Here is a 26,318-nt window from a genome sequence, read left to right on the forward strand (position 1 = left end):
GCGCTCCAGATCACGCCTTGGCATGATAAGTCCTGACAATAAGCGCAACTACCGCGGCGAAAACGACAATAAGTCCGGAATAGATGGAAATCGCTTGATAAAAGCCAATCCACTCGGCGCCGATGCCTAGTGCAAGCACGGGGATACCGGCACCCAGGTAGGTGACCGCATAGAAGATCGACATCATATCCGCCCGGCTTCCGGAAGGGGACATTTCATTGATCCAAGCCATGCTTCCTGATGCCGCCGGCCCATGCCCGCTTCCTGCCAACACGGTGCTTAAGAGAAGGAGGAAAACCGACTGCGTAGGGATTGCAATGACAACCCCCAAGATTCCTAGCGTAAGCAGAGCAAAACCGGTATAGATTGCGGACCGCGCCGACAAGGACTTGAACAGAATCTGGGATAATGTTGAAAATCCGAGCATTAAGCAAACAACGGCGCCCGATAAGGCCAAATTATGGAGATTCATTTGGGTGGCGATGACCGTCGGCACCAGCGTCATAAAAAACACGGCTACCGCCCATGCGATGATCGACGCCAACACCGAGATCGTAAACGGCTTACGGATCATTGCAGGCACGCTGGGCAGCTTCAGCCGCTGGGGTGCGTCCGCAATTTTGCGGGTTTCCGGTACGGCTAATAACCCAAGGAAGGCAAAGCATAAAAGCACTAAATGCAAATAATAGGGAAGCCGAATGGGGGAGGATGAATATTCACCCAATAGACCGGAATATAGCGGACCGATGGCCGTCCCGATCGCGATGGACACCGATGCCACCAACGAGGCTGTTTTGCTGTTTGCCGGACGCAGCTCTGACAGCGTCGCAACAGCCGTCCCATTGATGATGCCGACGCCAACGCCCTGAATCGCCCGAGACGCAAGCAGCATGGCGAGGTTTTGGGATACCGAGAACATGAGCGTCCCCGCTGCGGCTGCGATCACGCCGGCCAGCAGCACCTTTTTACGTCCAATGCGATCCGAGAGCTGACCAAATACAAAGCTTGCGGGTATCAAAAAAAGGACATACATAATAAAAAGAAAGGACGTCACTCCCGTTGAAAAGTGCCACATTTGCCCATAAAGGCTATAAAGGGGAGCCGGAATATTTGTACCCATCATAATAATCAAAAGGGCGTAGGCCACAAACCAAAACGACATGCGATCAGCTGTACGTGATTTAGACATAGAAAATCTCCTTATGTTAATCATAGTGGTATCTTCACTTGAAATGAAATATTTTTTATTACATTTATGCGTGAAAAAACTCAAAGATTTTGCATTTTTGTCCCTCTATACAAATGTAATATTTTTTATTACAATAATCCGAAAAATAAAGAAGCAGGCTGTTCCTAATCCTGCCCCTCGATTCGGTGCAACACATCGGCAATCGTATAATCCTTCAGATTAGACATAACCCGTTGTTCGGTCGTTTCAAAAATCCCGTCCATGGCTCGCTCGATATTCGCGCCGATGGCACATTTTTGATTGGCGTCGGGCCATTTGGGCTTCAGGGATCCTTCTGAGGTCAAGACATACAGCTTATCCAGGGTAATCGTCCGCGGATCCTGAACGAGAAGGAAGCCCCCCTTAGCTCCATGTTTGGATTGAATGAAGCCATGCTTTCTAAGCAGAGACAGCACTTTACGAACGCGAACCGGATGGACGGCTACGCTTTTGGCTATATTATCACTGGTTTTCAAATTGTCCGGCGCATAAGCCAGAAATACAAGGCTGTGCGCGGCCACGATAAAATCGCTGTTCATTTGCATCACCATTTGTAATATAAATTATTACACTTTTTTTGTCAACGCAAGTGCCATCTTGAAGCTAAGGAACGGTATGATGTACGTCTAATCGTTTGCGTCATGCCGATCCGGGATTTATCGCGTTAAAGTAATCGATCAGCCAATTCGTCAATTGATGTTGGGAGCCGCTAATAAAACGGTCCGCATAGTACATCAGCTCCAGGTGACGCACGGGCGTCGGTCCTGTGATAGGGATCGATGCAATGTCCGGTTGTACCGGATTTTGTCTAAGCAATCCCGCAGGTTGAATCGTAGCGCCTACTCCGGCGGATACCAATTGCAGCAGCGAAGAAGCTGAACTGGACTCCATCACCGTCGTTAATTCGAATCCTTCCTTTTTGCAAACATCATCAACCAGATCGCGGCCCAAATAACCCTTCGGATACATCACTAATGAATGCTGTTTCAGTTCCTCCAGCGTAATCTCCTTCCTGTCAGCGAGCTCGCTTGCCGAATTTACGAACAGTTGATAGGGCTCGCTTCCAAGCTGAATTTGGATCAACCTTTTATCAACAGGCCCCTGTAATCCAATGCCGAGATCGACCTTATGGTTCAGCACTTCGTCCTGGACGAAGATCGTCGAGAAAGCCTGCAGCTGGATGTCGGGATATTTGGATTTGAATTGGACGAACAGCGGAACGAGCTGAAAATCCAGGTCAGAGGGCAGCACGGCCAGCCGGACGGTGCCCAGTTTGCCGGACTGAAGCTCTTTGATGGCATTTTTGGCATCCCGTTCCGCTTGCAGCATCCTCGTTCCATACTCCCGCAGGAGCTTGCCGGCTTCCGTTGCGACAACCTTCTTGCCGATGCGGTCGAAGAGCGGCATGCCGAACTCCGCTTCAAGAATGCGAATTTGCTGGCTTAATGTGGGCTGGGAAATGCCGAGTTCTTCGGCGGCTTTCGTAAAATGAAGATGCTCATATACGGCCATGAAGTACTGTATATTTCGAGTGTCCATGCCATGTCTCCTGATTATCAATAGTGTTTTACTATCATAATAATATAAATTATAGGATTGATCAATGAATGTCGAATCCATATACTTGAATGTACATGAAGCAGATTGGTGGAGGAAATCATGAGAAAGTTCTATTTATTGTTAGCTATATTCATCGCAGCCTTGAACCTAAGGCCGATTCTTACGTCTGTCGCCCCTTTGCTAGGCACGATGCAGAGCGATTTGGGAATGAGCGGACTGACAGCAAGTCTCCTCACGACATTACCTGTATTATGTATGGGGATCTTTGCGCCCGCAGCGACAGCGTTAAGTGATCGATTGGGTCTGGAGCGTACCATTTTTATTGCATTGCTGCTCATTACAGGGGGCACCGCTATGCGAGGAATCGTTGGCTCCGTCACGATCCTGGTGGTTACTGCGCTGGTAGGCGGGATCGGAATCAGTTTGGCAGGTCCTCTGCTGTCCGGCTTTATTAAAAAGTATTTCCCGACGAAGCCCGGCATCGTCAGTGTATATTCCGCATCGATGACCGTAGGGGCAGCATTAGCGTCCGCCTTCTCCATTCCGATATACGACCGGAGCGATCACAACTTAACATTGACCTTGTCATGCTGGGCCATAATGGGCGTTATTGCACTCCTGATTTGGTCGGTGTTTGTCCGCAGCAGGACCGATCGGAAAGTCTTAGTTCGTTCCGGACTCCCCATCCGTAATAAAAGAGCGATATTATTAACGTTATTTTTCGGTTGTATGGCAAGCATGTTCTATTCCATCACCGCATGGATTTCACCGATTGCCCACAGCTTCGGATACAGTTCGTCGAGCTCGGCGATGTTCCTTACCATCTTTACGATGATCCAAGTTCCTGTCTCATTAATCGTTCCGGGTCTGGTTTCCCGCTTTGGCAAAAGAAGATTGTTTCTGGTTCTGTGCAGTGTGTTTGAGTTGATCGGCATTGTGATGTTATTGTTCCATCTCCCCATGCTGCCGGCTATCATCTGTTTGGGAATCGGGGCAGGCGGATTATTCCCGCTGGCGCTGATGCTGCCGATTGTCGAGACGAACACCTCCGAGGAAGCCGGGGCATGGGCCGCGATGTCTCAGTGTGGAGGTTACATCATAGGTGCGTTCGGCCCGCTGTTGGTGGGAACGATCCATGATTATAGCGGCAGCTTTCATGCAGCGCTTCTCGCCATGATCGTTATTATTGTGGCGATGATCGGGGTGCAGCTGCTTATCGCGGGCAGAAAGGTTGAGGAGGAGGCAAGCTCGTGATGAGTTATAACATGTAACGAATATATATTGCAGCACAGAAAAGAGGGCTTCTCAGCCCTCTTTTTCTTATGTTCAATCCAGCTCCGCTTTATAAGTCTGGCGGTATTTAAGCGGGGAGAGGCTGGTGATATCTTTGAAGATGCGCCCGAAATGGGTCATGCTCTCAAAGCCGACTTTTTCGGCGATATCGGCGACTTTTAACGTGCTTCCCGTTAGGAGGCGGCGTGCTTCCTTGATCCGGACATTGTTCAAATACTCGGTGAAGGTGAAGCCGGTGTTTTCCCGAAATGTTTTGCAAAAATAAGAGGGACTGATGAAGAATTTGCTGGATATGCCTTGGATCGTCTGGGTTTCATGGTAATGTTGGTTCAAGTAATCGACGATATCGAAGATCTTTTTATGAATCGGATTGCTCCCGGTATGCTCGGCCGCCGGCAGAGTGGACGACTTGCGGTAAATGAAAATAAGCAGCTCGAACAGCAGCGTCTTCAAATAATACTCGTAGCCGGGAGGCTGCTTGTTATACTCGGAAACCATTTTGTCGAAAAGCTTCTCGATAAAGCTTTGTTCCTGTCCGTTCAAGGGCATGAAATGTTTGCCGCTGGCAAAGCTGGACAGCACCTGAAAGCTGTCGTTGTAAGGAAACATATCCTCGAGAAATTCCTCCTGAAACAGCAGCGTAATCCGCTCGAAGCTCTCCTTGCTGGAGTTGACCAGCTTGTGGATCTCGTTCATGTTGATGATCAATAGAGCGCCCCCGACCACTTGATAGCTGTGATCCTCGATGAAATAACTGATATCGCCGGAGACGAGATAGAAAATCTCATAGCCATTATGATAATGGCGCGTCGGCATGCTTGTGTTATATTTTCTCTCGCGACTAATGTCGAATTTAGAAGCCTCATAGAAATTTAATTCCACAATTCTCCCACCACCACGTAACATTATGGGTTCCATAATCATAATAACATATGTAGAAAAAATAGAAAATAGATAAGATAAGTGCAGAAAATTCGTAATATCCTATGCTATATTTGTAGTCAACAAGGCGCAAACAGTAGGAGGTAACGCATAACGGAAGATACAAATAAGCGTATTTTTCGACGTTTTTCGAGTCAGATTTGTTAACACTATGTAAAATGAAAATTCTTTTCACTCATCTTCAAGTCCGTTTTGTTAACATCGTGTTAAATCGGCTTGGTTGTCGAAGGTCCGACCTGTTTTTATTTATTTTTATGTAAATTTGGTACAAAAAACGGAGGCAGGGTTGTCCATGAAAAGTCCAATCACGAAAAATCGCTTTCTGATGAGCATCATTCTATTATTTTCCCTCTCAGCGGTGTTGTCCGCATGCGGAAGCGCAGCCGGCTCAAACAACACAGCCAAAGCAGACGCGAAGAGTAATGGCAAGGATAAGGTAGAGCTTGTCTGGATGATGGCGACAGACCCGGATAAAAAGGCATGGCAGGATGCGATGGTTTCGACCTTCGAGGAAAGCCACCCCAATGTGAAAGTGCGGCTTGAAAATATCCCGTACGACCAATTCGATCAAAAACTGGCTACCTTGATCGCCAGCGGCAATGCGCCGGATGTTTGGAATCCGAACCAGGCGGACAGCGGATTTGCGACTTATATGAAGATGGGGGCTTTAAAGGATCTGACTCCTTATATCGAAAAAGGGGCTCCCGAACTGGATACGATGGACCCGAACCTGCTCAACATTTACAAAATCGACGGTAAGTATTACGGGGTCCCGCTTGTAAGCAACGCCACTTACCTTTACTACAATAAGGACCTATTCGATGCGGCCGGCATTCCTTATCCGACGACGGACTGGGACGATAAGTCCTGGAACTTCGACGCGATGCTCGAAACGGCGAAGAAATTGTCCCATGACGTAGGCGACGCGCGTAAGCAGGTTTTCGGCTTTTCCAGCGCTTTGAGCGCCAACGAAATGACCTGGTTATTCGGTGGGGACATGTTCAAACCGGAGGCTTATACGACCGGCGCTATGGGAGAGCCGGATCTGATGAAGCCGCTGAACATCGAAGCGCTGCAGTTTAACGTGGATTTGATCCATAAATACAAAGTTGCACCGGACGCAGAGACGGTAGCCGCCTCTGCACAGCTCGGGGATCCGTTCCTTACCGGCAAGGTCGGCATGTACATTTCCGGCGGGTGGGGGCTAGGCTCCTACAAGAAGGCGGATTTCAAATGGGGAGTTGCCGCCGTTCCGTATCACGAGGGGCGTAAGGTACCACTGTACGTCGATCCATGGAGCATCTCGGCGACAAGCAAACACCCTGACGAAGCATGGGAATTCGTCCGGCATTTAGCGAACCCCGCGGAAGGCGGCGGAGCTTACCGGTACATGAACGAAGTGGGAAGAACGCCGGCGGATTCGGGTCTGTTCAAACTTTGGTATGACAAAATGGGCGGAGAAATCGGCATGGATGCCCGGGCGTTCAAACAGGTCCACGAAGGCTCGATCAAATACGGACGCGAAGCGGAAAACCACTTGATCGTCAAATTCAATACCGTGCTTGAAACGATGAACCAGTCGCTCTATCAGGTATGGGGAGGCAAGGAGAGCGTGACGGACGGATTGAAAAGTTTGAATGAGAAACTTCTGTCGCTCAACTTGAATCAATAACAACCAGCGCTTGAAGCAAATTGCAGCCGGGCGAACGTGCAGTATGAGCCGCTTCCGCCCGGCTTAAGTGGAGGTAGCCCATGATCAAGCGTACGCAGGCAATGAAACGCGAGGAACGGTCGTTTTGGTTTTTTATAGCCCCTTGGTTTATCGGTTTTATTTGCTTTACCGGGGGACCGATTCTCATCTCGCTGCTGCTCAGCTTCACCGAATACAATGTCATTTCTTCTCCGAAATTTACAGGCATTAGCAATTACCTCCTGCTGTTCAGAGACCGGCTGTTCTACAAGTCGCTGTCCGTGACGCTGTATTACACCGTGATGGCCGTACCGTTCACGATTCTGACTTCTCTCATTATTGCGGTCCTGCTGAATCACCGAGTCAAGGGGCAATCCCTGCTTCGTACGCTGTATTACGCACCCAGCATCGTATCCGGGGTAGCCGTTTCCTTTTTATGGTCCTGGCTGCTGAACCCGCAGTTCGGTGTCGTGAATTCCGTCCTTTACGATTGGTTCGGCATTCAAGGACCCGGATGGTTTACGAGCTCAGGCACGGTGATCCCGTCCATGGTGCTTATGCAATTGACGGCTTCGGGCAGCACGATGGTCATCTTTCTGGCTGCGCTGCAGTCGCTGCCGGACGATTTGTATGAGGCCGCTTCATTGGAAGGGGCGAGCGGCCTCACGAAATTCCGGAAAATCACGGTCCCGCTCATTTCGCCCGTTATTTTATTTAACACGATCATCGGAATGATCGGATCGCTGCAGATTTTTACGGAAGCTTACGTGATCACCAAAGGGGGGCCGGACTGGAATTCTTATTTCTACGTCTATTATTTATTCGATACGGCGTTCAAACAGTTCCGGATGGGGTACGCGTCCGCTCAAGCCTGGATCCTGTTTTTGCTCATTTTGGCGCTCACCCTTGTTTCGTTGCGGGGTTCCAAAAAATTCGTCCACTATGAATATGACTCGAAGTAAGGAGATGCCTTCCTCATGAAGTCCAAAAAACCGTACAACCCCAGCGATATGCGTCCCGTGAACAAAATCATCATTTACGTCCTTATATACGGTGGTGTTCTATTGTTCGCGTTTCCGTTGTTTTGGATGCTCTCCACTTCGCTGAAGACGATCGCCGAAATCCACCGCGTCCCGATGACGTGGTTTCCGGCCCGTTTGCAGTGGAGCAACTTCAGGCAAATTTTCATCGATGTCCCGCTGGGCCGCTTTCTTTGGAACTCGGTATGGTATTCAGCCGTGACGGTAGCCGCGGTCGTGTTTTCCTCCGCGATGGCCGCATTTGCTTTTGCGCGGTTGCGGGCGCGCGGCAGCCTTCTGTTATTCGGCCTGGTCCTTAGCACCATGATGATCCCGTCTCAAGTGACATTGATCCCGCAATATTTGCTGTTTACGAAGCTGCACTGGACCGGGACGTATTTGCCGCTCGTGATCCCGGCTTTTACGGCAAGCTCCTTTACGATCTTCCTGATGCGCCAGTTTTATCTGGGCATTACGAAAGAGCTTGATGAAGCGGTCAAAATTGACGGAGGCGGCCATTTCACGATGTTCTTCCGGATTCTGATTCCGCTCTCCAAGCCGGCCTTTGCGACCGCGGCCATTCTGGAGTTGATCTCAAGATGGAATGATTTATTCGGGCCGCTCATCTACTTGAACGATATGACCAAGTACCCGGTTTCGCTTGGCTTGGCTAATTTTACGGCAGCGTACGGGGCAACGCCATGGAACCTGCTGATGGCGGCTTCGCTTGTCGCGATTTTGCCGCTGCTGCTCATCTTCTTCTTCGCACAAAAGTATTTTATTCAAGGCATTGTGATCACGGGCTCAAAAGGCTAAATTTATTCATCATGATTAAACCATTTTCGGAGGGATCCCATGAAGTTTGATTTTCATACCCACCATGAACGCTGTGGACACGCAGCCGGTTCGGTGAGAGACTATATTGAATCGGCCATCGGGCAGGGGCTCGATATGATCGGCATCTCGGACCATACGCCGTTTTTCGCATCGGCCGAAAACCGTCCATCCATAACCGGGTGCATGGCGAAATCAGAGTTTCCCGCATATGTGCAAGAGGTTTTGGAACTAAAGAAACAATATCGGGGGAAAATCGAGGTGCTGCTCGGCATCGAAGCTGATTTTTTGCCGGATCATCTGGACTTGTACCGTTCAGTGATCGGATCTTATCCGTTTGATTACGTCATTGGCTCCGTGCATGAGTTCGCCGGTATCGGCATTTATGACTCGGATTATTGGGAAGGCTTGACCGCGGCCCGGAAATGGGAAGTGAAAAATATGTTTTATGATTATATCGCACAGTCCGCGAAATGCGGCTTATATGACATTTTGGGTCATGTGGACTCCCTGAACCGCTATTTCAACGGCTACGCGGAGCTGCGCACGGAAGCGGCCGATGTCATGCTGAAGGCGATTGCGGAGAGCGATGTTGTGATTGAAATCAATTCCTCTGACAACAACTGGGTGCCGGACGGGTATTTACTGGAACGCGCGCTCCATTACGGGGTAAAGGTGACCTTCGGCTCTGATGCGCACGAACCCGAGCGCGTAGGCGAGCATTTCGCAGCGATCGCCAGCCATTTGTATGAGATCGGTTACCGCGAATGGGCCGTATTTCGCAACCGTGAGCGGTTGATGGTTCCGATCGGCCGGTGAGCATGCCGGTGAATAGGTATGTAAATATGAAAGCCGCTGTTCCCAACCATCGGGAACGGCGGCATTTTGCATGGCGGGCGGTTGTGTCCCCTATAAATTCATGAAATCTTTCTTCAGCAGCCCCATCACGATGCTGTCGACGTACTGTCCATCAATATAAGAATGCTCGCGCAGCCTTCCTTCAATGACAAATCCGCATTTTTCATAGGAACGGATGGCCCTTGGGTTGCCGCCCCATGTTTCGAGCTGAACACGTCTTAGGTTCATCGTCTGGAATACATACCGGATCAGTGCTTTCAGCGCATCGGATCCCCAGCCTTGTCCCCAGTAGTTCTTGTTTCCGATGCCGATCCCGACAGTGCATCGACGGGAGACGATGTTCACGTCACGATACTCAATGAAGCCGATATGCTCGGGTTGATCACCGTGCGTATAAATGGAGAAGCGCCCTTTTTCCCGCTTATCCAGTTCGATGATTTCTTTTCGGTAAGCGTCCTCGAGATACTCCAAAGGGACATGACTGAACAGGAACATGGCCGTCCCCGCTTCCAGCTTGGCTGTTTCCTCATCATTCCTCCAGGTATATGCCCGTCTGTAATCATCCAGGGAGACGGGCCGCAGTTCGACCTTTTCACCAGTGATCAATAAGATCTACCTCCATACACCGCTTTTGATCGTCGCAGTCTTGATGATTTCATTATTGCAGAAAGGGGAGTGAGGGACAAATTTTGTATGCGGCATTGTGAAGGAATCCATATCCAAGTGCTGAATCCGCCGACAATACTTAAGATTCCATCGACGATATTTAATGGCGGCCGACGTTTCTTACAAAAGTACTGCCCATGTGAAAAAACGGAAGTGTACGCTGACGATGGCACCGCTCTAGACTATGTTTTGAAAGCGCTTTATTAAACGGCGAAAGGATCTGAGTGCCCTGTAACTGCTCTCGTAGCCTGGGTAGAAACGAGACCGTCGTGTGCTAAAAGGAGGTGGGAGAAGTCTCCCGGGATGGGGGGCTGTGTTTACCATACCTAGGACAGGAGGTTATTCGATCTGATGCGAAAAAGATGGAAAGCAAAGCTTGCGGTAATGAGGATCATCCCCGCCATCGTGCTGGCTGCCAGTACGGTTCCGTTCGGAACGCAGCCGGCCAGCGCAGCCGCTGAGAAATTCCCGACCTTCGTTCAGCACGCCGTTCCCAGCCTCACCTCCGGTACGGCCGATATCGCCGGCACCGCGTTTGTGGATCAGGACGGGGAGTTTCACTGGATGTATTCCGTCTCCAATTATGAGCAGGCGGACAACGGGGGATCCTGGATCAAGTACAACACCAGCTCGGACCTGGGCAAGCTGAACACGAATTGGGGCACCCCCGTGACTTATAATTCTTACTGGAACCGGCCGGGGACCATCAATTACAAAATCGACGAAACGAACGGCATTCCGACGCCTTATCAGGATGATCACAACGATGGAATCGGCATTTGGGTCGATCCGGATACCGGTTACTGGTACTCGCTCACCAATGATGAGTATCAATTTAACCCATTTGCCACCGGGAACCCGACAAACAACCAACGGATCGCCACGGGCGTGCACAACAACCGCGTTCTCTCCATGTACTCGACGGATAAAGGAAAGACCTGGAACCTGATCGGGCAGGTGGCGACCTCGCCGTGGAACGACAGCGACGAAGCGGTGACCGCGAGCGGTTTTCCGGGGACGACTTGGTCGTACGGGGTGGCCGGGACGCGCTTCTTCGTAGATAACGTCAACGGTTATTTTTACGTTTTATACAACAACCATATTAATTGGAAAACGGGCTACAGCAATGTTCTCACCTACTTCCACCTCGCCCGGTCGCCAATCAGCGCGAAGATGGCCGAGGGCTCCTGGGACGTATGGTATAACGGGACCTGGACTCGCTCCGCCCTCAAAGGTTATGCCGGTTGGATCGGAAGTCCGATGGGAGCTGGCAGCGATCATAACCTCACCGTCAACTATACGCCCGAGACGGATGACCTGAAGCTGACGGGTATCGGGATGGACGACTCTTCCCTGAATATCGGCTACACGAAAATTCCAAGCGGCGGAGACTTCACCTTCAAGGATCCGGTAGGCAGCACGTACACAGCGAATACGGTGAACGGAACGATCACCGGGCCTGGCGGCAGCGTCCCTTCGGTGACTTACTCCGATCCCGCGCTGGATGCAACGGTAACGGTCTATATCGAGAGCGGTGCGGTATGGATCAAGCAGGAGAATAATTCCACCGGGTATGTGACTTCGGTCAAAGTCAGCGCAGGCAACCCGATTTTCAAGGATACTGCGACGGAAAGGCTTTTTGTTCCGGTCAATACGCAGTACGAGAACGCTTTTTCTTATAACGTGTACAGCGGCAAGTACCGCTCCGTCGGCTATGACGGCTACGTCTATGAGACCGACGATCTCGGCAAGCCCGACACGTTCCGCCTCGTCGGCAAGCTGCCTGCCACGGTCGGGAGCTACATGTCCCAGATCGATACCGGTAGCCTGACCAACCAACAAGTCAGCGGCAATTCGTTCCGGGCGATCTCCGATTTGTCCGGCAAGCAAATCAATTATTCCCTGCCCGAACCGGATGCTGGCCATACCTACTATTCTTCTTACAATCCGCCGAAGGACAACGATGGAGCGGACATCTCCCCGCTGTTCGCCTACACGGTCTCCGTCGGCGGCAGCGACCTGAAGGACGGCACGGCCGACCAGTGGCAGTTCGTTCCCGTACCCGACGAATTCAATCCGTCGAAGAACAGCGGTTTCTACCGATTGCAAAATGTAGAGACCGGGAATTACCTGAAGGTGTCCGGGTCGTCGCCTGCGGAGACGCGCGCGATGGGCGCATCGGTCTCCACGGGGCCCGCAGATCCGAATGCCGATCCGAACGGCAATGGCGGGAACGGCGCCGCGGCCGGAAGCGATCAGTGGTATCTTCTTCCGGTTGGCAACGCGAACCCGGCATATCTATCCCCTGATTCCTCGGCGTCGGATATCGAGGCCGCAACGAATACGAGTGTAGCCGGGATAACCAAGTACAGGCTGGTCAACCGGGCCAGCGACCGCGCCGTTGAATTCGAGTCGGGCCAAGCGTCCATCCAGGGGATCGAGTTCGACACGGTTAATCCTCAAGTGCTGACGATTACGCCGGCCACTGCAGGACTGGCCGCGCCGACTGGATTGACTGCAACGGCAGCAGGCCAATCCGAAATCGATGTCACCTGGAATAACGCTGCCGGAGCTGCAAGCTACGATCTGATCGTGGACGGCGCGCTGGTAAGCGGAGTGAGCAGCCCATACAAGCACACCGGGCTCGATGCGAATTCGACGCATACGTATCAAGTGAGAGCCCTTAACGGCTCGGGTCCGAGTTTATGGAGCCTGCCGGTCGGAGCGACGACGTCGTCAGGGGTCATATCGGAAGGCAAGACGGCGACCGCAAGCTCTTTCCAAACGGGCAACAATATCGAGTATGCGAATGATGGGAATGCCGGCACACGTTGGGCGGCCGTCACCAATTCGTACCCGCAGTGGTGGAAGGTCGACCTTGGCAGCACCATGCATATTACCAAACTCGAGAACTATTGGTACAACAGCGCAACCTATCCTAGATACTACCAATACAAAATCGAAGGCAGCAACGACGACGTGACGTATACGACCATTCTAGACAGAACGGACAATAAGACGCAGGGCTTGACGACGGATACCTTCGATGCGGTGTACCGGTATATCCGCGTGACGGTGACGGGATCCAACTACAGCGGAGGAAGTGCCTCCAGTTATGAATTCAAGGTGTATGGAGAACCCGTTCAGAAGGATCCGGTGCCTGCACCTCCGGTCAACCTGACAGCTAAGGCGGCAGGCGACAAAGCGATCGAACTCAGCTGGAACGCGGTAGAGCAGGCGGATGGGTACAATGTCTATCGATCGGATACGGCGGACGGCGAGTATGTCAAACTTCATGACGAGGTACTGTCTAGTACGACGCATACCGACACCGGCCTCTCGGCTTCGACGGAATATTTCTACATCGTTAAAGCCGTAAATGCGGCGGGTGAATCCATTCCATCGGATGTGGTATCGGCGAAGACGGATAAGCCGCATGCAACCGGAATAAGCGTAACGCCGGACCAAGTGGAGTTATCGGAGGGCGAAACCGCACAGTTAACCGCTGTGGTTACACCAGAGGATGCAGAAGATAAGACTATCACGTGGACATCCAGCGATAACAACGTAGCGGAAGTGAGCGACAGTGGTGAGGTGACGGCAAAAGGTCCGGGGACTGCGGTAATCACGGCTGCGACCGCCGGTGGCGCATATACGGCAACCGTCCGCATTACGGTGCTGGACACGACATTGCCGACAATCGAGCTGGACGAACCGGGGAAATTGACGGGCAATCACTACAATGTCGAAAAGGGAACGCTGCACGTGACCGGTAAAATCAGCGAGCCCGGCGTTGTTTTCGTGAATGGAGTCCAGGCCGATGTAATGGCAGACCTGACGTTCAGCGCCGATATCGACCTGCACCCGGGAATGAACCGGATCGAGGCCACAGCCTCGGATCTGGCGGGCAACGCTGCCGAGCCTGTCGGATATAACGTAGTGCCTTCTAAATAATGTGAAAGAAACGGTTAAAACGGCATAACGGAGTATGAATTTCGTCTCAAAAAATAAAAAATCCTGAACCTTGCCGGTTCAGGATTTTTTATTCGGGGATAAGTTGAACGTTATTTCTTATTCTCCAATAAGCTTATGAAATATCAAAATGAATGCCTGTCAATTGTTCGCCAACGCTCCAAAGACGTTCAGCAGCTTTCTCGTCAACGGCACTCGGGTGAACGCCGGCAACGCTAACCTGATCTTCTTCGATGAGCGGAGAGACATCCACGTTTTCGCAATAAACGCCTCCCATACCGTCCAACTGATGGCTTGCCGCACACCATACGATGGTAGCCGCCCCTTCCTTTACAGTCTTCCGTTCATTATCGTATTCAGTGTATTGGCGGTTTCCCTGCTCGTTGATCGCGCCCATGGTCATCAGCTCTTCGTCCGACAAATGCCGGGCTAACGAGGTAACGATGGAACCCGGGTGTACTGAAAATGCACGGACGCCATGAGCCTGTGCTCTCCGGTCCAACTCCACCGCGAATAAAGCATCCGCTGTTTTGGACTGCCCATAGGCAGACCATTTGTCATAGTTGCGCTCCTTGTAATGAATATCTTCAAACACCACCGGACTGAATTGGTGAGCCCGGGAAGACACCACCACCACGCGTGCTCTGCCGGACAGCCGAAGTGCCGGCCACAGCCGGGCGGTCAAATGGAAAGGGCCCAAATAGTTCGTGGAAAAGTGAAGCTCATTGCCCCGGCTGTCATACTGCTGGGAAACGGCCATAATTCCGGCGCTGTGGACCAGCATATGAATCGGCCGACCGGAACGGATAAACCGCTCTGCAAACGAATCGATGGACTGCGGGTCGGTTAAATCCAGCACCTCCGCCTCTGCGCCTGGAATGGAAGCGATGGCCGCTTTGGCTGCTTGAAGGGATCGGGCCGGGACAATGACCTTGGCCCCCGCTTCCGCGAGCACTCTTGCCGTTTCCAGACCCAGTCCGGAATGACCGCCGGTAATGACCGCCGTTTGTCCGGTCAAATCGGCTTGTCCAAGTGCTTCCGCAGCTGTTGTCCGAGGTCCGAATCCGGACCCGATCGGTGCTTGGGGAGTTTTCTGTATGTTCAAAGTTCATCTTCCTTTCGTTTAACCGTCTTTGACTTCCTGAAAATGATCCAGTTTATACTTGACGAGTTCGAGCGTTTCGTTCAATGCGGCCATCTGTGCTTCGATGCGGAGCCTGTGCTCGTCAAGCAGTCGAAAGCACAGATCATCATCCTGATCGTCATAAGCCCGGATGTACTCCTGAATGTTTTTAAGCGGCATCTCGGTATTTTTGAGATGCAGCAGAAAATGAATTTTGCCGATGTCTTGTTGGGTATATAAACGGGATCCACCCGCCCCTCGCTCGGGGGATGGTATCAGTCCAATCTTTTCATAATACCGAAGGGTATCGGGAGTCAAACCCGTTTGTTCTGCTATTTCGGAAATGGAATATTGTCGCGACATGCTTTCTCCTTTCATTTCCTTTGTCGTCCGGACACCTATAGGATAGCCCTTGGAGTGAACTCCAAGTCAAGCATCTAAAACTTCCTTTATTTGGATTAACTGAATGTTTGGATCGGCGCGCGGGGTTCTATGAAAAAACTAGAAAAAAGCAGGCCGCTATCATCTAGGCGGCTTGCTTTTTTTGAGTTGGGAGGCGTATAAATTGCAGCTTACCCTGCGCTTTCCTTTTATTGCTGCTGCGGTTTTTATTTTTAATCCGTAATCTAAGTCGTAGAGCGAACGGGGTCAGATTCGCGTTCCCGATGGACCAGTCCCCACTGGGCCATGGCATCCATAACAGGAATAAACGTCCTGCCGTATTCGCTTAGCGAGTATTCGACTTTCGGCGGAACTTCCGGATAGACGGTTCTAATAATGAGGTTATCTTGCTCCAGTTCCCGAAGCTGTTCGGTTAACATCTTGCGGGTAATTTGCGAAATCGAACGTTGGAGCTCGTTAAACCTCTTGGTTCCGCTGACCAGCCGCCATAAAATCACAGCCTTCCATTTCCCTCCAACCACGGACAGTGTTGCCTCGACTGGACAACCGCCCATATCCATCACATCCAATCCATCCCATGAAGTTACCAATTGGGTACTATGTCACGCAATAGTGCGTACTTACGTGTTCACCACTTTTCTCAGTATACTTCATTTTGACCGGAATGGTAGCTGTCTTACCGGAGACGATGCTTATGAACGGTCGGCTACTTCGGATGTAAGAAAATTTGGAAATTAATTAGAGCTGATCCATAAGGAGGAACCATCATGCCGCTTAACCCTCAAGTTCAAACTGTGTTGGAAAATATGAAAAAACAAGGGGTTCCGCCTCTTCATACGTTATCCGTGGAGAGTGCCAGAACCATCAACCTGAGCTCGATGGCCGCCCAGCCGGAGGGAGTCTGGAAGATCGAGAATCGAGCGATTCCGGGTCCGGCCGATTTTATACCGGTTCGGGTGTACACGCCCCAAAGCAAGGCTCCGTTACCGGTGATCGTCTACTATCATGGAGGCGGCTGGGTCGTCGGGAACCTGGATGCAGCAGACGTGTTATGCCGGCAGTTGGCCAATGGCGCGAACAGTATTGTGGTTTCTGTGGACTATCGTTTGGCGCCGGAGCATCGATTCCCCGCCGCCATCGAAGATGCCTATGCGGCCGCAGTGTGGGTCGCGGAGAATGCCGCTTTGCTTGGCGCGGATCCCGACCGGGTTGCGGTTGGAGGTGACAGCGCGGGCGGAAATCTGGCCGCTGCCGTAACCTTGATGGCTCGGGACCAAGGGTTGTCCTTCATCAAGTTTCAGCTGTTGTTCAATCCGGCGACCCATTACTCGTTCGATACTGAATCTTACCGTGACAATGCCGAAGGATACGGCCTGACGACGGACACCATGCGGTGGTTTTGGAACCAGTACCTGGCGGAGGAGCAGGATGGTTGGAATCCTTACGCTTCGGCATTATTGGCTGCCGATTTCAGCAGCCTTCCGCCTGCTCTCGTAATCACAGCCGAATTTGATCCGCTGCGCGATGATGGGGAGGCTTATGCAGCGAAATTAAAAGCCGCCGGCATTCCCGTGGAAGCGAAGCGCTATGACGGCATGGTCCACGGCTTCATGCTTCAGACCGGCGGTTATGACCAAGGAAGACAAGCGGTGCAGCATGCCGTAAGTGCACTGCGGAAGGCTCTGCATGGACAGGGACAGAGAAGAAGCAAGTAAGATGATTAATCGATTCGGAGTACAGCTTTTCCGGAGTACTTTCGCTCGAGCAGACTTTGGGCGATCGCTCCGATATCCGTCCACGGTGCTTCCACATCAATCCGTGGGCTCAACCGGCCGCTTGTGACCATCCGGGCCAGCAAGTGCAAATCGTCCGCCACCGAATAGCGGCTCAGTTCCTCTCCGAGAAAGAAGCTGTACAACGTTCTCCCTCCGGCATTCACCAAATTCATCATATCGATGGTCGCGGCAGGCGAAGAGGAGTATCCCAACGCAACACATACGCCTTGCGGGGCAAGCAGAGGCAGCAGAGCGGCCAGCGTATCGCCGCCGACCGAATCGATGATGAGATCATAAGGTCCGAATTGGTGTCCTGATGAAATTCCGGAATATCCCACAACCACTTCGTCGGCTCCGGCCTCCCGGACGATCTTGGCTTTTTCCTCCGTGCTGGCCGTGCCTACCGTGAATGCTCCCGATTGTGCCGCAAGCTGATGAGCAAATAGACCGACACCGCCGGTAGAGCCTGTAATGAAGATCCGCTTCCCGAGCAGCATGCCCCCTTTTCGAAGCGCATAGAGCGCTGTCAGTCCGGCTACCGGTAATGTTGCGGCCTCCGTAAAGGTGACTTGATCCGGAATTTCGGCCAGCATGGACACCGGGGCTGCGACCTGCTCGCTCCATGCGCCCATCGGAAGCAGACCAACAACCCGGCTTCCTTTATCCGGACCAATCCCGTTCTTGGCCCGCTCCACGACGATCCCGGCAAAATCCCAGCCGGGTCTGTGCAGGGTTCCCTTATCTTGTGCATCTTTAACTTCGCCGCGATTGAGAGAAATGGCCTTCACCTGCACAATCGCTTCCCACGGTTGGGCTACGGGTACGTCAACATCCTTGATCGTCAAAATTTCCGAGGCAAGCGGATCAGTTACAATGGCGCGAATCATAAGTTTATCTCCTCCATGAATGGGAATGGCCAATGCAAATTGACCTCTGATTTCATCAAGGAGTATACTTTAATAAATTTTTCTGACCAAGTGTAAAACTACACCTGGAACGGGAGAGGTGATATATTGCATGATGGAGAACTCCAACCTTAAAACGGTGCTCGGAGAAATCGAAGCACTGCGCATAAAACGCCAGCGTGAGTTCGCTGACCAGCCTCATCCTTGCTTGAAGCGGTTTACGCAACAGGAATTGAACGACGAGGCTTGCCCTACGTATAAAAATTTACTCGTTGGACGTTCCCGCCGCGTTCCGAACCGTCAGACGATCTTCGACATCGCGGAATATCTCGAATGCACGACCGATGAGCGCAACGATTTGCTGGTTGCAGCCGGCTATCTTCCGACACCCACCGAATGGGAGGGAAGTGCGATGGAGCTTGCTTTGGACGCGGCGCAGCGAACGATGAAGTCGATTCCTTTTCCCGCGATGATCATTACGCATTCACTGGACATCAAAGGGTATAACGAGCCGTTTCGGCGATTGTTCGATATCCCTCTCGATCATCATTACGATGACAACATGATGAACAGCGTTGATTTTCATTTTAGTTATGAGTTACCTATTCGCTCCCGCTCCACCTTCAACAAAGCCGCTTGCGACCAATGGAAGGCGCATGCCATTGCCGGGATACAGAGCTTCAAAAGAAACCATGTCCTGTCCCGCTATGACGCCTGGTATCAAAAAGTGATTGATAAAGCTGAGCAATACAACGTGTACGAACCATATTGGAATGATCATCATCGGGACGGAAAAGGGAGTATGGACCGTACGCAAACCATTTTGGCTAGAGTTGAAAGTTCAGGGGAACTCGTTCCTGTTGGCTACAAGCAAATTTCAGTTTCTCCCACCAGCCACGTGTATCCCCAAATTGTGGTGTTCCTTCCGGTCGATCCAGCCGCGCGCAAAGTGTTTGCGGATTTAGGCTGTCCCAGCGAATGTGTATTCGCATGATCAGCATGACTGTAATATTTTTTGTCATAGGGCCATCCTGCAAAGGATGGTCCTTAACTTGCTTATCGGTCGATGCCTGGCATATCCAGAGGCCAAACGTCCGGGGTCAAGTCATTCCAATTTTTTCTTAAATATGGATTGACATGACACCACTAGGTGTCTTATTATGAACTTATAAGACACCGGATGGTGTCCTATCATCGAGCAGAGTAGGGATGATGGGAATGGATGAAAAAAATGAAGCGAGGGATGTATATGCCGCGGTTGCCGATCCGACGCGGCGCAAATTGCTTAGATTGCTGGCCGAGGCGGATGAATTGCCCCTACACGAATTAACGGCGCATTTCAAGATGGGTCGGACAGCCGTTTCCAAACATCTGGCCATCCTCAAAGCCGCTGATCTGGTCAGGCACCGCAAGGACGGGCGGGAAACTAGGTATCGATTGAACGCAGAACCTCTGAGGGAAATTGAAGATTGGGTCACGTTTCACACTGCTTTTTGGAACCAAGGATCGGCTAAGCTGAGTCAATTGTTGAAGGAGGAAGAGGAATGAAACCGGAAGTGAAGCTGGATTTTCAATTCGATAGTCCGATTGAGAAAGTATGGCTTGCATTGACTGATTCTAACATGCTTGCGAAATGGGTGATGGATAACGACTTTAAGCCGGTTGTCGGCCATCAATTTCAATTTCGGGCCAAACCATCGAAAGTATGGGACGGGATCGTCGATTCACAAGTGCTGTTTGTTGAAGAACCTCACCGCTTATCCTACACCTGGGTAACCGCGGGAGTAAGTACAGTCGTTACATGGACGCTCCATTCATCCAATGGCGCAACCCACCTCCATCTTGAGCATACCGGATTTGAAAGCGAGAGCTTATCGTATAACGGAGCTAAATACGGCTGGGTCAAAATGGCCGACCAGTTGCACGAGTTGTTAGCTGAGCTGTAACCATTCATATTGTAAGCAAATAGGAGGAGATCGAAATGACCATTTTTACCATCGTTCTTCAATCTTTGTTAATTGCTTATTACCTCTTTTCGGGTACCGCAAAAATGATAGGGGCTAAGTACTGGGCGGACATGTTCGAACACCTTCGCCTGCCGCAATGGTTCCTTAAGATAACGGGGCTGGTTCAACTGGCAGGTGCTGCCGCGCTTATCGCCGGCTACTGGTATACCGGACTGGTCGCATGGGCGGGAGTATGGCTTGGTATTACGATGCTGGTGGCGAGCCTGGTGCATATCCGCACCAAAGATCCGATTGGCAAAACGGCGCCGGCTTTGTTTTTTGCCGTACTGAACATTGCTCTGATCCTTGCGAATGCCGGTCAAATGATGCAGCCTTTTGCATAATCAAACCAGCTGGATCCAAGAAGGCTCCACATGTTCGCGGTGAACATGTGGAGCTTTTGGCTATACAAATCCATACCAATGCAGACTCCAAGCCACGAGAACACTACTTTGGTACAGGAAGCTTTCCGACGTCAATCCTTTGATTCCGTGCGGCCCCAATTAGCATAGGAATGGAGATCAGAAGACTGATTACAACCGGAACAATAGAGGTCTCAAGTCCAAAGTTGCCCCCTGTGAGAAGTGCGGCACCGTGCACCTTTACAGTAAATAGACCGGTAGCAGGGTGTCCAGAGACAGGAATGCCAAGCAGGCCTTCCATGGCATTCCAGGCAAAATGCAGTCCCATGGCAAACCACAAGTTCCGCCGCCACAAGAAGGCGGCTCCAAGGAGAACACCTGCTTCGAGGGCTATGGCGAACCCACTCCATAATGTCGCCCCTGGATTTCCAAGATGGGCAACTCCAAAGAATAGAGAGGTTACTGCGAGTGCGAGCGCTTTTCCCCCCAATTGATCAATGGCTTGAAGCATAAGTCCGCGAAAGATAAGTTCCTCGACAATGGCTCCTCCTAAAGCTGATTCAATGGAGGCTATTAGAACGGAACTCGTATCCGCAGAACTTGCCCACTGAAAGGAGTAGCCTCCCAGAGCAATAATCATAAAAGCGGACCCTGCGATAAAGATGGTCCCGGTTAGCATGCCTAGGACACTTTCAATCCCTGCGCGCTTTCTTGATATCTCTGGTGTGGGCCGCCGGGCCAGGTATGTCAGCGTGAGCTTATAAACCAAGAGGGCCAGAAATCCCATCACCAGTGTGAAAATAAGAGAGACGATCCCCTCTCCTTGCTCTGTCAGTTGCTGGAATATCATATTTATGAGAACAATACCAATAGTCCCCACAATCATCCAGACGATTGGAAAGCGCCAAAATGAACTCCAGGCACTTAACTTCCTGTCATTCTGCAGCTGCTCTTTATTGATAGACATTTTTTTCTTCATGTCTTACATCGCCACCTCTGTTGTTTGATGCGATGAGTATAGGCTGAAAAAGTCATAAAGAGACAGTGCGGTTTGGTCATCATTTAACGATCCATCATTCCCGAATCCCGGGCTTTACGGGCGGCCTCCCGCCGTCCTTTCACATTAAGCTTTGAATAAATCGCTGAGATATAATTTTTAACTGTCCCTTCACTGAGATACAGCGCCTCGGCGATGTCTTGATTACGCAGGCCGGCAGCCAGCTTATGCAGCACTTCGATTTCACGGGCAGTGAGCCCAAATTCATTATTTTTCGCAGGGGTTGTACTGTTCATGTTCTTGATCATTTTACTCGCCATTTCCTGCGAAATTAAAGTCCCTCCCGCCTGAACCACCCGTATGCCTGCAGCCAGATCTCTCGGATGAATGGCTTTGAGCAGATAACCTTCTGCACCATGGCTTAACGCAGCTAACACATATTCTACTTCCTTATAGGAGGTCAGCATGATGATTTTGGTTGCAGGCATTCGCTCTTTAATCAGGGCTGTTGCGGCGACGCCGTCCATGACTGGCATGTTGACATCCATCAGCACCATATCCGGCATAAACTGCTCGCAGACCTTTATGGCTTCTTCCCCATTCCTGGCTAAACCGACGATTTCCAAATCCGGTTCCATGGACAGCACGATATGTAAGCTCTCGAGAATTAACTCTTGATCATCAGCAAGCAGCACTTTAATCTTCACCATGCGGCATTACTCCTTTCAGCGGGATTTCGCATCTGACTTCGGTGATCACTGGAGTTCCCTCCCCGGATGATAGGTGCAAGCTGCCTCCCAACCGCTCAACCCGATGTTTCATCGTGGTCAAGCCGAAGCCATAACTCAGCTTGTCGATCGGCCTGCCGTTATTTCGGACAGACAATTGCAGATGGCTCTCAGAAAATCTAAGCTCCAGATGCAGTTGGGTTGCCTTTCCATGTTTTAGTGCATTCGTAAAGGATTCCTGGATGACCCGGAGGATCGTTTGCCGTACTTCAAAACGGATGGACCGCTCCGTCTCCGGCAGACTCCAAGTCAGAGCCGTACTCGTGTGCTCCCGGAAACGGGCCGCAAGGGATTCAACCTGTCGGATCAGACTGGATTCCTCTTCTTCCCCCATCTCGTGTACGATGTTTCTCATATCGTCCAGATTTTTCTCAGCCAATGCTCTTAAGCGAATTAACCGGTCTTTGGCCTCGGCAGGCTTGCTATCCATCAGGGCAATAGAAGCATCGAGGCTCAGGATGAGTGAGATAAAGGAATGCCCCAGTGTATCATGAAGCTCCTTGGACATGCGGTTACGTTCTTCAAGCAAAGTCATTTTCTCGATCTCGGCCGAGTAGTGAGTTAAGAGCTTATTCTGATGCTCCACTTCGGCTACCAGTTTATTCTTCTGATTATACGCATTGGCTACGAAGCTTGCCCACATGCCGATGAAGCAGAACAGCAGATTGTCTGTTCCGATACCTAGGGTTTGCTCCCAAGATAATTTTAGGGAAGACTGAAAGGAAAAAGGAATGAAAACAAGTAAAGGAATGATCCAAAGGGTTTGCTTGGTTAATAAGTACCCGATGGTAAGACTCGGCAGCAAATAGTCCGCTTTTGAAGCCAGGTCCGGATGTATGACAGAATTCACATAATAAGAACCGCCAAGCAATAGCTCCAATATGCAAAACCAGACTTTGTTCGTCCGGCGCCCAGGAAACCAGAACAGCAAAGGGGCGATAAGGGCTATGCTCAGCCAGATCACGTTTAGTAACGTCCGGTTCGAAAACTCACTTCCTGCCAGAACCCGGGACAACAGCAAAATATAATGGTATAAACGAAGAGCGAATATACCCCAATCCATGAAAGATAATATTTTTTTCATAGCATCATCATACAGGAAATCCAAAAAAACTTGCATGAAAATTACAAGAAAATCGCTTCGATTGTTTCAATATGGATTGTACAAAAACAGCGATAGAACCAATGTTCTTGTCGAACTTCTATATAGCAAAAGGAGCAGTAGACAAACTGCTCCTAAGATGGATTACATCATCCTATTATCCCAACGAACTAGAAATTTGAACGGCCTCATCGAACACAGAGATCTGTCAAATGAGGTTGTGGAAAATTTCCGTCTCCAGCTTGGACTCATCCTCGTTCCAATGGCCATAAACCTCAATCAGGGGAAGCTCTTTGTGTTCTCCTGCGGCTTGGACGAGCGCATCCATACGCCGGTACGTTACGTCCAATTCGCTGTAAGGCCCGATGTGCTTGCCGTAGGCGTATTTTTCGAGCACAACGTCTTTCTTCTTCAAGACGGAGTTCTCCTCAGGCGGAGTCACCAGCTCAATTCCCGCAAACACCATATTTCCCTGCTCATAGACGACGTGATTGATCCCCTTGTGAGCGAGTTCATTGCTGCGTACTTCATGCCAGACCTGGTCAAACAATTCGAAAATCGTCTCACTGTACGGCTTGCCCGGATCATGAGCTTTGGAACATCCGAACAAGGTAAACGCCTTTCTTTCCGTCTTGATCACCGGCTCCACCATCGGCTCCATCATCGGCCTCCTCTTTCCGCTATTCGCGGAATCATGTTCAATCGATGACTACTTCGGCTTGGCAGGTCTCAATTCCTACTGCAAATTTACGACATTTTAAGACTGATAGGTGAGAATCACCGCACCGGCGCTTGTCGTTCGGACGCTGGCCAGATTCAGCGAGAACGGACGGCTACCCTCCAGGAAGATCCGCTCCCCGGAGCCGAGCACGACCGGGTGGACCCAAATCCGATATTCATCGACGAGATGATGCTCCATTAAGGTCTGGGCCAACCGCCGGCTCCCGACGACCAGAAGGTCCCCGGTCAATTGCTGCTTCAGCTTGGCGACTTCATCGGCCGCGTCACCGTGAATCAAGGCTGCATTCCAGGTCGCAAGCGACAGGGTGGAGGAGACGACGTACTTCGGCATGGCGTTCATCCGGTCCGCCAGCCCGCGCATACCGGTCGCCGCCGGCCAGGCCGCCGCAAAGCCCTCGTACGTTTTTCTGCCCAGCAGAAGGGCCTCGGCCTCATTCGCCTGCTGAACGATATAAGTGAGATGGTCCTCGCAGACATAAGGCTTCTGCCAGCCGCCATGCTCGAATTCATCCGGGTCGCCGGGGCCCTGCATGACGCCGTCCAAAGTCACAAACTGCTGCACGATCACTTTTCCCATATTTAACGCTCCTCGCATTTGTATTGAATTTAGCCAGCTCTACCGGCTTATACAATAGCGACGAACGGAATGATCGATCATCGACATGCCGGGCAAAAAAAAAGGAAACCCGGCACAAGCGCCATTCTACCAGTCCACCGCAATACGAGTGATGTCTTCTTGAGCGAGATCAGAGCCGAGCAGGACTTCCACCAGTTCCAGAGGCGTAACGGCCTTGATGCCATGCTTGACCCCAGCCGGAATCTGCAGCACGTCGCCGGCGTTCAGCTGGTACCGGCGATCCTCAATGAGAATCTCCGCGCTGCCCGTCACCACGGTCAGCATTTCTTGCCGACGGTGATGAAGGTGATAGCTTGTAGACTTGCCAGGGGCGAGACGTACTTGTTTGATCATCGTCTCCACGCCGGCTGCATCCTTTCCATAATTCAGGATTCGGTAGGAACCCCATCGTTTCTCTTCGTACATCGGAATCTGAGGCGCTAGATCTAGCCGTTCCTTGATCAGATGGGCATGCTCCTTGTTTGCGATCAAGATGCCGTCGGAGCTTGCCGCAGCGATGATTCCCGGGACGCCAATAATTTCGATGGGGTAGGGGAGCTCATTGATGAGATGGGTATTGGTGGAATCGTCCGATATATGCCCGGAACCGATCGTTCGATCCTTCATATGGCCGCTTAGCGCCATCCAACTGCCCAGATCGGTCCAGTACCCTTTGTACTCCATGACAACGACAGGAAGCGTGTTCTCAACAACCTCTCGGTCGAAGCTGGCATTGGGGAGATGTTCGTAATTTTCCAGCCATTCTTCGATCCGGGCCGGGTGGCCCTTGTCCTTCAAATAGGTCAGCATGAACCTCAAAGGAAAAGCAAAGACGCCGCAGTTCCACATCGCCTGCTGCGCCATGAGGCGGCGGGCGGTGCGCTCATTAGGCTTTTCGACAAACTGTTCAACGAAAGCGTACTTGCCGTCCGCCTTGGGCAGAACCGGAACGATATAGCCGAACTGGTCCGAAGGCTGCATCGGCTTCGTGCCGAGGAGAGCAAGGTCCGCCTTGGAGCGCCCCAGAACATCGGGAAATCGGTGCAGCAGCCGGAAAAATGCGGTATCGACGTACGTATCCGCTGGAAGGATACAAATGGTCTCATTCGGATCGGCCTGCAGCTTTTCATGAAGATAACTGGCGGCCAATGCGACGGCCGTGAACGTCCCTCTTTTAAAAGGCTCGCTGATGATCGGAATATCCTCGCCGACATAGCGGCGCGTGATTTCGGCTTGACTGTGATGGGTCACGATACAGGTGGATTGGAGCAGTCCAACTTCGTTCAGTTGTCTGCAGATTCGTTCGATCATTGACTCTTTGACCCCGTCTTCGGAGGTCAACAGCCTTAAGAATACCTTGGAGCGTACCTCGTTGGATAAAGGCCACAGCCTTTTTCCCGATCCCCCGCACAACAGTACAATACGCAACTCCTTCATCC

General features: G+C 51.2%; 26 protein-coding genes. 11 read left to right on the forward strand and 15 right to left on the reverse strand.

The features are described 5' to 3' along the window. Positions 1-10 precede the first annotated feature (10 nt). From CJP46_RS18835 to CJP46_RS18845, 3 genes are all read right to left on the reverse strand, one after another. Complete coding sequence (locus CJP46_RS18835) at positions 11-1,273, reverse strand: MFS transporter (RefSeq protein WP_143812998.1); 1,263 nt, start codon at positions 1,271-1,273, stop codon at positions 11-13. An 80-nt stretch (positions 1,274-1,353) separates the two neighbouring features. After that, on the reverse strand, positions 1,354-1,767 hold the full coding sequence (locus CJP46_RS18840) for an RrF2 family transcriptional regulator (protein WP_094597167.1): 414 nt from the start codon (positions 1,765-1,767) through the stop codon (positions 1,354-1,356). 100 nt (positions 1,768-1,867) lie between these two features. Then, positions 1,868-2,767 carry a LysR family transcriptional regulator gene (locus tag CJP46_RS18845; RefSeq protein WP_094597168.1) on the reverse strand — a complete coding sequence of 300 codons (900 nt, stop codon included), beginning with the start codon at positions 2,765-2,767 and terminating at the stop codon, positions 1,868-1,870. Between the two features lie 120 nt (positions 2,768-2,887). On the opposite strand from CJP46_RS18845, the gene CJP46_RS18850 reads away from it, so the two are divergent. Next, on the forward strand, positions 2,888-4,042 hold the full coding sequence (locus CJP46_RS18850; protein WP_094597169.1) for an MFS transporter: 1,155 nt from the start codon (positions 2,888-2,890) through the stop codon (positions 4,040-4,042). A gap of 72 nt (positions 4,043-4,114) precedes the next feature. Here the strand turns inward: CJP46_RS18850 and CJP46_RS18855 are convergent, their stop codons facing one another. Then, complete coding sequence (locus tag CJP46_RS18855; protein WP_179281223.1) at positions 4,115-4,963, reverse strand: AraC family transcriptional regulator; 849 nt, start codon at positions 4,961-4,963, stop codon at positions 4,115-4,117. Between the two features lie 352 nt (positions 4,964-5,315). Here CJP46_RS18855 and CJP46_RS18860 point away from each other — a divergent pair, with 352 nt between their 5' ends. From CJP46_RS18860 to CJP46_RS18875, 4 genes are all read left to right on the forward strand, one after another. Then, a complete protein-coding gene (locus CJP46_RS18860) occupies positions 5,316-6,695 on the forward strand; it encodes an ABC transporter substrate-binding protein (RefSeq protein ID WP_094597171.1) in 1,380 nt (459 codons plus the stop codon). An 80-nt stretch (positions 6,696-6,775) separates the two neighbouring features. After that, positions 6,776-7,675, forward strand: a complete 900-nt coding sequence (locus CJP46_RS18865) for a carbohydrate ABC transporter permease (protein ID WP_094597172.1) — start codon at positions 6,776-6,778, stop codon at positions 7,673-7,675. A gap of 15 nt (positions 7,676-7,690) precedes the next feature. Continuing rightward, the gene (locus CJP46_RS18870; protein ID WP_094597173.1) at positions 7,691-8,548 is read left to right on the forward strand and encodes a carbohydrate ABC transporter permease; all 858 of its coding nucleotides are present in this window, start codon (positions 7,691-7,693) and stop codon (positions 8,546-8,548) included. Between the two features lie 39 nt (positions 8,549-8,587). Continuing rightward, a complete protein-coding gene (locus tag CJP46_RS18875) occupies positions 8,588-9,385 on the forward strand; it encodes a histidinol-phosphatase (RefSeq protein WP_094597174.1) in 798 nt (265 codons plus the stop codon). A gap of 90 nt (positions 9,386-9,475) precedes the next feature. Here CJP46_RS18875 and CJP46_RS18880 read toward each other — a convergent pair whose 3' ends face one another. Beyond that, on the reverse strand, positions 9,476-10,030 hold the full coding sequence (locus tag CJP46_RS18880; protein WP_094597175.1) for a GNAT family N-acetyltransferase: 555 nt from the start codon (positions 10,028-10,030) through the stop codon (positions 9,476-9,478). A 411-nt stretch (positions 10,031-10,441) separates the two neighbouring features. Between CJP46_RS18880 and CJP46_RS18885 the strand changes: the two genes are divergently transcribed. Next, entirely contained in the window at positions 10,442-14,044 is a 3,603-nt protein-coding gene (locus CJP46_RS18885; protein ID WP_094597176.1) for a discoidin domain-containing protein, read from the forward strand. Between the two features lie 133 nt (positions 14,045-14,177). Here the strand turns inward: CJP46_RS18885 and CJP46_RS18890 are convergent, their stop codons facing one another. From CJP46_RS18890 to CJP46_RS18900, 3 genes are all read right to left on the reverse strand, one after another. Next, positions 14,178-15,167: an SDR family NAD(P)-dependent oxidoreductase gene (locus CJP46_RS18890; RefSeq protein ID WP_094597177.1), complete on the reverse strand. Its 990-nt coding sequence runs from the start codon at positions 15,165-15,167 to the stop codon at positions 14,178-14,180. Positions 15,168-15,185: 18 nt separating this feature from the next. Continuing rightward, positions 15,186-15,548 carry a MerR family transcriptional regulator gene (locus CJP46_RS18895; RefSeq protein ID WP_094597178.1) on the reverse strand — a complete coding sequence of 121 codons (363 nt, stop codon included), beginning with the start codon at positions 15,546-15,548 and terminating at the stop codon, positions 15,186-15,188. Between the two features lie 263 nt (positions 15,549-15,811). Continuing rightward, the gene (locus CJP46_RS18900; protein ID WP_094597179.1) at positions 15,812-16,147 is read right to left on the reverse strand and encodes a winged helix-turn-helix transcriptional regulator; all 336 of its coding nucleotides are present in this window, start codon (positions 16,145-16,147) and stop codon (positions 15,812-15,814) included. A gap of 207 nt (positions 16,148-16,354) precedes the next feature. On the opposite strand from CJP46_RS18900, the gene CJP46_RS18905 reads away from it, so the two are divergent. Further along, positions 16,355-17,302, forward strand: coding sequence for an alpha/beta hydrolase (locus tag CJP46_RS18905; protein WP_094597180.1), 948 nt, complete (start codon positions 16,355-16,357; stop codon positions 17,300-17,302). A 5-nt stretch (positions 17,303-17,307) separates the two neighbouring features. Here CJP46_RS18905 and CJP46_RS18910 read toward each other — a convergent pair whose 3' ends face one another. Then, positions 17,308-18,249, reverse strand: coding sequence for a zinc-binding dehydrogenase (locus CJP46_RS18910; RefSeq protein ID WP_094597181.1), 942 nt, complete (start codon positions 18,247-18,249; stop codon positions 17,308-17,310). A gap of 130 nt (positions 18,250-18,379) precedes the next feature. Here CJP46_RS18910 and CJP46_RS18915 point away from each other — a divergent pair, with 130 nt between their 5' ends. The 4 genes from CJP46_RS18915 (at position 18,380) to CJP46_RS18930 (ending at position 20,617) form a co-directional block, all read left to right on the forward strand. After that, positions 18,380-19,261 carry an MmyB family transcriptional regulator gene (locus CJP46_RS18915; RefSeq protein ID WP_094597182.1) on the forward strand — a complete coding sequence of 294 codons (882 nt, stop codon included), beginning with the start codon at positions 18,380-18,382 and terminating at the stop codon, positions 19,259-19,261. Positions 19,262-19,485: 224 nt separating this feature from the next. Continuing rightward, a complete protein-coding gene (locus CJP46_RS18920; RefSeq protein ID WP_094597383.1) occupies positions 19,486-19,815 on the forward strand; it encodes an ArsR/SmtB family transcription factor in 330 nt (109 codons plus the stop codon). Continuing rightward, complete coding sequence (locus tag CJP46_RS18925) at positions 19,812-20,213, forward strand: SRPBCC family protein (RefSeq protein WP_094597183.1); 402 nt, start codon at positions 19,812-19,814, stop codon at positions 20,211-20,213. Before CJP46_RS18920 ends, CJP46_RS18925 begins: the two co-directional genes overlap by 4 nt. 35 nt (positions 20,214-20,248) lie before the next feature. Continuing rightward, complete coding sequence (locus tag CJP46_RS18930) at positions 20,249-20,617, forward strand: DoxX family protein (protein WP_094597184.1); 369 nt, start codon at positions 20,249-20,251, stop codon at positions 20,615-20,617. Between the two features lie 103 nt (positions 20,618-20,720). Here the strand turns inward: CJP46_RS18930 and CJP46_RS18935 are convergent, their stop codons facing one another. From CJP46_RS18935 to CJP46_RS18960, 6 genes are all read right to left on the reverse strand, one after another. Next, the gene (locus CJP46_RS18935; protein ID WP_094597185.1) at positions 20,721-21,614 is read right to left on the reverse strand and encodes a CPBP family intramembrane glutamic endopeptidase; all 894 of its coding nucleotides are present in this window, start codon (positions 21,612-21,614) and stop codon (positions 20,721-20,723) included. Positions 21,615-21,697: 83 nt separating this feature from the next. Next, complete coding sequence (locus CJP46_RS18940) at positions 21,698-22,342, reverse strand: response regulator transcription factor (RefSeq protein WP_094597186.1); 645 nt, start codon at positions 22,340-22,342, stop codon at positions 21,698-21,700. Continuing rightward, positions 22,329-23,270, reverse strand: coding sequence for a sensor histidine kinase (locus tag CJP46_RS18945; RefSeq protein WP_256992418.1), 942 nt, complete (start codon positions 23,268-23,270; stop codon positions 22,329-22,331). Before CJP46_RS18945 ends, CJP46_RS18940 begins: the two co-directional genes overlap by 14 nt. A 460-nt stretch (positions 23,271-23,730) precedes the next feature. Further along, the gene (locus tag CJP46_RS18950) at positions 23,731-24,186 is read right to left on the reverse strand and encodes a GyrI-like domain-containing protein (protein WP_179281225.1); all 456 of its coding nucleotides are present in this window, start codon (positions 24,184-24,186) and stop codon (positions 23,731-23,733) included. Between the two features lie 93 nt (positions 24,187-24,279). After that, positions 24,280-24,840 carry a dihydrofolate reductase family protein gene (locus CJP46_RS18955; protein ID WP_094597188.1) on the reverse strand — a complete coding sequence of 187 codons (561 nt, stop codon included), beginning with the start codon at positions 24,838-24,840 and terminating at the stop codon, positions 24,280-24,282. A gap of 126 nt (positions 24,841-24,966) precedes the next feature. Continuing rightward, a complete protein-coding gene (locus tag CJP46_RS18960) occupies positions 24,967-26,307 on the reverse strand; it encodes a sugar phosphate nucleotidyltransferase (protein WP_179281226.1) in 1,341 nt (446 codons plus the stop codon). Positions 26,308-26,318: the final 11 nt, after the last annotated feature.

Origin of the sequence: Paenibacillus sp. XY044 (assembly GCF_002257645.1) — a bacterium.
GTDB lineage: Bacteria > Bacillota > Bacilli > Paenibacillales > Paenibacillaceae > Paenibacillus_AQ.